Source organism: Pseudomonas sp. 13B_2.1_Bac1 (assembly GCF_025466155.1).
Lineage (GTDB): Bacteria > Pseudomonadota > Gammaproteobacteria > Pseudomonadales > Pseudomonadaceae > Aquipseudomonas > Aquipseudomonas aylmerensis.
The window spans coordinates 72342-80240 of the sequence record NZ_JANLOH010000001.1; the positions used below are offsets into that span (position 1 = coordinate 72342).

At 61.4% G+C, this 7899-nt stretch carries 5 protein-coding genes; 3 read left to right on the forward strand and 2 right to left on the reverse strand.

The genetic code is table 11. The features are described from left to right. The first annotated feature begins 294 nt into the window (after nt 1-294). The 3 genes from NTD80_RS00445 to NTD80_RS00455 all read left to right on the forward strand — a co-directional run bounded on the left by NTD80_RS00445 (nt 295) and on the right by NTD80_RS00455 (nt 3970). A complete protein-coding gene (locus tag NTD80_RS00445; protein ID WP_065903251.1) occupies nt 295-2196 on the forward strand; it encodes a potassium transporter Kup in 1902 nt (633 codons plus the stop codon). Between the two features lie 210 nt (nt 2197-2406). Continuing rightward, the gene (locus NTD80_RS00450) at nt 2407-3513 is read left to right on the forward strand and encodes an NADH:flavin oxidoreductase/NADH oxidase (protein WP_120447760.1); all 1107 of its coding nucleotides are present in this window, start codon (nt 2407-2409) and stop codon (nt 3511-3513) included. A gap of 271 nt (nt 3514-3784) precedes the next feature. Beyond that, nucleotides 3785-3970 carry a hypothetical protein gene (locus NTD80_RS00455; protein ID WP_106804989.1) on the forward strand — a complete coding sequence of 62 codons (186 nt, stop codon included), beginning with the start codon at nt 3785-3787 and terminating at the stop codon, nt 3968-3970. A gap of 52 nt (nt 3971-4022) precedes the next feature. On the opposite strand, the gene NTD80_RS00460 is transcribed toward NTD80_RS00455, so the two are convergent. Both NTD80_RS00460 and NTD80_RS00465 read right to left on the reverse strand, forming a co-directional pair. After that, nucleotides 4023-5648, reverse strand: a complete 1626-nt coding sequence (locus tag NTD80_RS00460) for a glucan biosynthesis protein D (protein ID WP_106804988.1) — start codon at nt 5646-5648, stop codon at nt 4023-4025. Between the two features lie 370 nt (nt 5649-6018). Beyond that, nucleotides 6019-7881, reverse strand: a complete 1863-nt coding sequence (locus NTD80_RS00465; protein WP_262131649.1) for an NAD(P)-binding protein — start codon at nt 7879-7881, stop codon at nt 6019-6021. Nucleotides 7882-7899 lie beyond the last annotated feature (18 nt).

Below are 7899 nucleotides of genomic sequence, written 5' to 3' on the forward strand. Positions count from 1 at the left end.
GCTAAAGGCAGCATTACTAAGCCGGCCCAAAATATACGGTCGGCCGTGATGCGCTCAATGCAGGCAAATAGGCCCCAAAATGCCTTGATCTCTTTTAATGACGGCAGAAAACGCCACCCCTATCACTTGAGCAGGGAAATGCGACGAGTGCTGCGCTATGCTTCGCGCCGTTGCACATGGGTAGAACCCCTGGGTCAATAAAACGTCTGTTACGAGAAGTAAAACAGCGCATGCTAGGGTCAGCTTAGGCGCGTTGTTTATAAAAGACCTCAGGTCAAAGGGCAGGAGTGGTTGATGGGTCACGCGAGTAGTCAGGCAGCAGGTGCCGAGCATTCAAACGCCAAGCCGATTGGCATGCTGGTGGCAGCGGTCGGGGTGGTTTATGGCGATATCGGCACCAGCCCGCTCTACACCCTTAAAGAGGTGTTCAATGGGGGGTATGGGGTTCAGGTCAACCATGACGGGGTGCTGGGGATCCTGGCGCTGATCTTCTGGTCGCTGATCTGGGTGGTGTCGATCAAGTACATGCTGTTTGTACTGCGGGCGGACAACCAGGGCGAGGGCGGCATCATGGCGCTGACCGCGCTGGCGCGGCGCGCGGCGGGGGAGCGCAAGAAGCTGCGCAATTTCCTCGTGGTCTGTGGCTTGTGCGGGGCTGCGCTGTTCTACGGCGACAGCATGATCACCCCGGCGATTTCGGTCTTGTCGGCCATTGAAGGCCTGGAATTGGCATTCGATGGCCTGGATAAATGGGTCGTGCCCATCGCGCTGGTCGTGTTGGTGGCATTGTTTCTGATCCAGAAACACGGCACCGACCGCATCGGCAAGCTGTTCGGACCGGTGATGGTGACCTGGTTCCTGGTGCTGGGTGGCCTTGGCGTGTATGGCATCACCCTGCACCCTGAAGTGCTCAACGCCTTGAACCCGATGTGGGGCGTGCGTTTCTTCGAGGCTCACCCCGGTATTGGCGTGGCGATCCTGGGTGCGGTGGTGCTGGCCTTGACCGGTGCCGAGGCGCTGTACGCAGACATGGGGCACTTCGGCCGCAAGCCCATCGCCCGCGCCTGGTTCATCCTGGTGCTGCCGGCGTTGGTGCTCAATTATTTCGGCCAGGGCGCGATGCTGCTCGGCGATCCGGAAGCTGCGCGCAACCCGTTCTACTTGCTGGCGCCGAGTTGGGCGCTGATCCCGCTGGTGGTGCTGTCGACCCTGGCCACGGTGATTGCGTCGCAGGCGGTGATTTCCGGTGCGTTCTCGTTGACGCGCCAGGCGATCCAGTTGGGTTATATCCCGCGCATGCACATCCAACACACGTCCAGTGCCGAGCAGGGCCAGATCTACATCGGCGCGGTGAATTGGTCGCTGATGGTCGGCGTAATCCTGCTGGTGCTGGGCTTCGAGTCCTCCAACGCACTGGCGTCGGCCTACGGTGTAGCGGTGACCGGCACCATGCTGATGACCACGATCCTGGTGTCGGCGGTGATGCTGCTGCTGTGGAAGTGGCCACCGATCCTGGCCGTGCCGGTATTGGTCTGCTGCCTGCTGGTCGACGGGCTGTACTTCGCCGCCAACGTGCCGAAGATCATCCAGGGCGGCGCCTTCCCGGTCTTGGCGGGGATCGTGCTCTTTGTGCTGATGACCACGTGGAAGCGCGGCAAGCAGTTGCTGGTCGAGCGCCTCGACGAAGGCGGCCTGCCGTTGCCGATCTTTATCAGCAGCATCCGTGTGCAACCGCCGCATCGCGTGCAGGGTACGGCGGTGTTCCTCACCGCGCGCCCGGACGCCGTGCCCCATGCGCTGTTGCACAACCTGTTGCACAACCAGGTGCTGCACGAGCAAGTGGTGCTGCTGACGGTGGTCTACGAGGATATTCCACGCGTACCGGCCGCCCGGCGCTTCGAGGTGGATGCCTACGGCGAGGGGTTCTTCCGGGTGATCCTGCACTTTGGCTTTACCGATGAGCCGGACGTGCCCGAAGCGCTGAAGCTGTGCCACCTCGACGAGCTGGATTTCAGCCCGATGCGCACCACCTACTTCCTCAGCCGTGAAACGGTGATCGCCTCGCGCATCAAGGGCATGGCCCGTTGGCGTGAAGCGCTGTTCGCGTTCATGTTGAAGAATGCCAACGGCAACCTGCGGTTCTTCAAGCTCCCGGTCAACCGCGTGATCGAACTGGGCACCCAGGTCGAGATGTAAGCCTGTGCACGACGGGAGCCGGCAATCGGCTCCCGCTTTCGTTCTGAACCCTGTGCAATCCAACGTTGTCGACTAGGCTGTAGGAGCAAGCTTGCTCGCGAAAAACGTCAATTAAAACGCGTTGATCCTGAATACACGCGGCGCCGGTGAGTCTTTCGCGAGCAAGCCTGCTCAGTTAAAAGAGCCCAAAAAGCCCAGAAGAGGTGCGCCATGAGTCAGCTGCTCGAACCCTATACCCTGCGCCAATTGACCCTGCTCAACCGCATCGCCGTGTCGCCGATGTGCCAATACTCCAGTGTCGATGGCCTGGCCAATGACTGGCACCTGGTCCACCTTGGCAGTCGCGCAGTCGGCGGCGCCGGGCTGATCTTCACCGAGGCCACCGCGGTGACCGCCGATGGCCGTATCACTGCCGAAGACCTGGGCCTGTGGAACGACGAACAGATCGAACCGCTGCAACGCATCACGCGGTTTATCGCAGCCCAGGGCGCCGTGGCCGGGATCCAACTGGCCCATGCCGGGCGCAAGGCCAGTACTCATCGGCCATGGATCGGCAAGCATGGCAGCGTCAAGCCGGAGGACGGCGGTTGGGTGCCGGTGGGGCCGTCGCCGATTGCCTTTGACCCCAATCACACGCAGCCCCGGCAGTTGGACGAAGGGCAGATTCAGCAGGTGATCGCCGACTTTGTCGCCGCCGCCAAGCGCGCGCTCACGGCCGGGTTTGAAGTGGTGGAAATCCATGCGGCTCACGGTTACCTGCTGCATCAATTTCTCTCGCCGATCAGCAATCAACGCCAGGACCAATACGGCGGCTCTTTTGAAAACCGTATTCGCCTGGTGCTGCAAGTCACCGAAGCCGTGCGTGCGGCCTGGCCTCAGGACCTGCCGCTGTTTGTGCGGGTGTCGGCTACCGACTGGGTGGAAGATGGCTGGAACCCTGATGAAACCGTGGAATTGGCGCGCCGCTTGAAGGATTTGGGTGTGGACCTGATCGACGTGTCCTCTGGTGGCACCGCCGCCAATGCCGAGATTCCGACGGGGCCTGGCTACCAGACGCGCTTCGCTGAACGGGTACGCAAAGAGTCAGGCATTGCCACCGGCACAGTGGGCATGATCACCGAACCGGCACAGGCTGAGCACATCCTGCGCACCTGCCAGGCCGATATCATCTTCCTGGCCCGTGAACTGCTGCGGGACCCGTACTGGCCGCTGCATGCCGATGATGACCTCGGCGGGCGCAAGGCGACCTGGCCGGCGCAGTATCAACGGGCGACCCACCGAGACCAGCCGATTCATGAGTCTGACTTGAGGGATTGATCCGCTTCGCGCTGCACTCGAAACCCACCCTGAACCGGTGGGTTTTTTTGCATGATGCAGTGGGAAAAGTCCGTAGGTGATTGTTACTCAAGAGATTTTTTAAGTGAATGCTCTAAAAAAATCCCACACGTGACCAGATTGTTTCTACGCTTAGGGTAAGTCTGATTTCTGGCCCAGGAAGTCAGTCCGTTTGTCCGCGCAGGCCTTGTGCTTAAGGGGATGCAGGTGATGGGCGCCAGGAGTATTTGATCGATATCAGGAGAAACAGTCCATGGCCAAGTCCTATGGTGTTGCGGGTGCAGTGGTGTCTTTTCTGGCCCGCAGGGTGTTCATGCGTGGCTGCAGGTTGAGTTCGGACGAGGCTGAATTACTCGCGCAGTATCGCGCCCTGAACGAGAGTGACCAGGTGGCGATGCGGTATCTGATTGGGGCAATGAAGAGTGTGTCGCGGTTCTGAGGCGGGCATTTGAGCCCTGTGGGAGCGAGCAACCTCGCTCCCACAGGTGGCATCACGTGTATTTACGCGCCTCGGGTGCCGGCGGGAAGTACTGATACAGCCAGGTTTCACTCAAGGTGCGGTCCTGGGTGCGGATGAACAGGCGCAGTTCCACCGGCTCGACGCTGTCGCTGGTCGGGTACCAGTCGAACAGGATCCGATAGCCCTTGATGTTGTCGAGCACCAGCACGCTGAAGTCTTTCACTTCGCCGTGGGAGCAGGTCACCACCGGCTCGATCCCGGTGCCGGCCGGCAGGCGATCGAGGCCGCCGCCCTTGAAGTCCACGGCAAACCGACGCGCCCACACCTCTGGGTAATGCTCGCCCGGTGCCCAACCTTCAGTGAAGCCGCCCATGCCCGAACGGGTCGCGTCGACCTGTGCCAGCGGCGTGCTGACCGGGGGCAGGGCGCTCCAGTAGAGCTTGTAGCCATAGTTGAGCGAATCGCCAGGTGCCACCGGTTTTTTCGGTGTCCAGAAGGCCACGATGTTGTCCAGGGTCTCGCCGGTGGTGGGGATCTCCAGGAGGTCGATCGAGCCTTCGCCCCAGGCGGTGGTCGGTTCTACCCACAGGCTTGGGCGCTTGCTGTACCAGTCCACGGTGTCCTGGTAGCTGGCGAACTCATGGTCGGTCTGCACCAGGCCGAAGCCTTTCGGGTCGGTGTCGGCGAATGCGTTGAACTGCAGCTTGGCCGGGTTGTTCAGCGGGCGGCAAATCCACTCGCCATTGCCACGCCACATCGCCAGGCGATCCGAGTCGTGGATTTGCGGGTGGATGGTGTCGCACATGCGGCGTTCGTGGGTGCCGCAACTGAACATGCTGGTCATCGGCGCGATGCCCAGTTGTTCGATGGCGGTGCGCGCATTGATGTTGGCGTCGATCGCCATCACCACCTGGTTGGCCTGGCAGTCGATATCGAAGCGATAGGCGCCAGTGGCGCTCGGCGAGTCGAGCAGGGCGTAGACCACAAAGCGGGTAGCGTTCTTGTCCGGGGTCTCGAACCAGAACTGCGTGAAGTCGGGGAACTCTTCGCGCTTCTTCGCGTAGGTATCAATCGCCAGGCCCCGTGCGGAAAGTCCGTACTGGCCGGTGGAATCCACCGCGCGGAAGTAGCTGGCGCCGAGAAACGACAGCACGTCGTGGCGATCCAGTTCCGGTGCCTTGAACAGCTTGAAGCCGGAGAAACCCAGGTCGCCGGTCAACTGTTTGGTGTCGACGGTGGTTTTTTCATAGTTGAACAGTGACGGGCGGAAATGCACTTCGCGGGCTTCACGGGTCTTGGGGTCGACACTGTGCATGCGCACCGGCGTCTTGAACCCCATGCCGACGTGGAAGAACTGCACGTCCAGTTGGCCGTTCAATTCCTTCCACAGCGAATGGTTGCCGTCGTACCCGATGGCGTTGAAATTCTGTGGGGTCATGGTCGCCAGGGTGGGCGGGAGTACCTGTTTGGTGTCTTTATACGCGGTCCCGGCGAGCTGCTTGGCCTGGGCCTTGAGCGTTTCAAAATCAAACGCCACGGCCTTGCCATCGGCGGCGCGGTTTCCGGCCCAGGCCTGCGCGGCGAGCAGGCCGCTGGCCGACAAACCGGTGTAAGCCGCAATGGCCATGGACGCTTTGAGCAAATTCCTGCGGTGCATAGAGACAACCTGTCGTGAGCAAATCCCGCGCCGTTCCTGGCACGTGCTGGATCAGAAAGTACGGTTCGGACATGCCTTCGGCCAAACGCAACGGACAATAAACAGACGCCGGATAGCTTAAGCGGTTCGATGACGTAGGAAAAATGATTGATAGCGGCGTGATGGCGTTGCATATGAAACAAGGTATTTCTCAGAAGCAGACAGTCCCCCTGTGGCGAGCGGGCTTGCCCCGCGTTGGGCTGCGAAGCAGCCCCAATAATAGACATTTCTGTGTGTCTGAGAGGAGCACCGCTGCCTCGAAGGGGCTGCTGCGCAGCCCAACGCGGGCCACGCCCCGCTTACCACAGGAAGCCTTCGCCACGCGTGGCCTTCAACTCACCTCGCCGACCGCCCGGTACGCCTCATCAATCGCCGCATGGGCGTACGCACTCCACGCCGCATCCGAGTTGGCGATGCTCACGTGCCCCAGCGGCTTGCGCGCCAGGTTCATCAGCGCTTCGCTCTCGCCGGCGTTGTCGAACAAGCTGTTGGAAAAGTATGCATAGCCATGGGACCAGCGATTCACCGTGATCCCGAGGATATCGGTCTCGTGGTTGAACCCACCCGGGCCGAGCATGCGTTGCAGTTGGTCACGCAATTGCGTTTCCAGTTGCTCGAAGGTCTGCGCATACAACTTGCCACGCCCGGCGCGCGCCTGGTCGCGGGCGTTCATGCCGCTGTTGGGGCTGGTGGGCACGTAGACCATGTGCAAGCCAATCGGCTGCGTCGGGTCGCGCGGGTGGTCGTAGCCGCCCATGCTCACCGGGTAGTCCAGTTTGATGCGGCTGTACGGTTGGGTCGCCGCGTAAATCTCATGCACCCCAAGTTTCTGGAACGACTGCCAGTTGCGGATCACCACCTTGGTGTACACCAGCGGGAATTTCACGTTCTGGCTCAAGGCGTGGGCCTGGGGGGCCGGCAGGTCCTTGAGCAGGTACGGGATCATCATGTTGTAGCAGGCCAGGATGCAGCGTTTGCCACGCACCTGTGCGAGTTGTCCGCCACGGCTGTAGCCGATATGCACGCCGTCGCCCACGTTGCGCACACTGACCGCCGTGCTGTTCAAGCGCACCCGTACCGGCGCCTTGGGTTGATCGAGCTTGGCGTAGTCAAACGCTGCCAGCACGATATCGTCCATGGTGTGCCCGGGTGCCACGCCGGGGACCAGGCTGCGCACCAGCAGGCGTGCGAGTGACGCGTTGCCATCCGGGAAGTGGTAGATGTAGGGCTCTTCCATTTCGGCAGCGGCTTCTTCGCTGATCGGTGCCAGGTTCATGCCGCCGAAACCTGGGAATCCCACGTTATAGGCGTCGGACGATGCCACGGCATCGATGCTCAAGGCCATGAAGTCATTGGTGCGGCTCTGGAAGTACTTCACCGCGCCTTCCGATAATCCGACGTTCTTCAGCAGGAAATCGCGGTAACTGGTGACCGCCAGGTAGTCTGCCTTTTGCTCGGCCGTCTTGCCCGGCAGGTAATCCTTGGGCGCCGTGTGCAGCTCGATCAACGCCTGACGGTCGGCGGGTGGCAGCGGGAAGTCATTGATGAAGTCGCTGATGGAGCGCGCATGCAATTGGTCGGGCGCGATGTCGTCGGCGACCATCGGCGTTGGGTCGCCGGTCACCAGTTTGTCTTCGCCGAAGTTCTCCTTGTCGAAGAACACCCCGCGCGACAGCCCCAGGCCCGGGTAGAACTGGCGGTCGAAGGCGGTCTCGAAGCGCTTGATGTTCACCCCGAGTTTTTTCAGCAGGCCATTCACTTGCTTGCTGTAGAGGTGGTTGGGCGACTGGAACGCCTCGCTGCCACCGTAGCCGATGATCATGCGGCCACCGGCCTGGAATTCATTGCGCTTGGCATGGCCGCCGAAGTCGTCGTGGTTTTCCAGGATCAGGATCTTCGCCTTGGGGTGCTTCTCGCGGTAGAACCACGCCGCCGACAGACCACTCAGGCCGCCCCCGACCACCACCAGGTCATAGTCCTCGGTGATCGGCAGTTTGTCGGTGTCGAAGACCTTCTTTTCCCAGCCCATCTGGTGCGCCACTTCGAACGAGCCGACATGGCTGCCGCGCAGGCCGGTGAGGGCGGGCGGGTAGTAGCGGCCGTCGGGCGCGGCCTGGAGGATTTGCAGCGGGGTCATGCCGGCGGCAATAGTGATGGCGACGCCGTTGAGGAAGTCGCGGCGGGTAATGTCCATGGGAACCTACGAATTATT